This window comes from Alkalihalophilus lindianensis (assembly GCF_032843265.1).
Lineage (GTDB): Bacteria > Bacillota > Bacilli > Bacillales > Bacillaceae_D > Alkalihalophilus > Alkalihalophilus lindianensis.
Genome location: NZ_JAWJBA010001101.1, coordinates 1 through 233, shown reverse-complemented (window position 1 = coordinate 233; position 233 = coordinate 1). Strand labels below are relative to the sequence as shown.

Annotated in this window: 1 protein-coding gene; it reads left to right on the top strand. The window is 65.2% G+C overall.

All coding sequences use genetic code 11. From position 1 onward, the window contains the following. Positions 1-233 (top strand): DciA family protein (locus RYX56_RS26875; protein WP_317124537.1); only part of this gene is annotated, 233 nt, incomplete at both ends.

Here is a 233-nt window from a genome sequence, read left to right as displayed (position 1 = left end):
CGCGCCGCCTTGCCCGTGGAGCGGCCCCGGATCGGTGCGAGCCGCCAGATTGCGGACCTTATGCCTGACATCGGCCGCGCCGCTTTTCGCAAGTTCGGCTTCGTCCAGTCCAGCATCGTCACCCGCTGGACCGAGATTGTCGGCAGCCATTATGCCGCGATCACAGCGCCCGAATCGATTCGCTTCCCGGTCGGCAAGAAGGCAGGCGGCACATTGCAGCTGACGGTGATGAG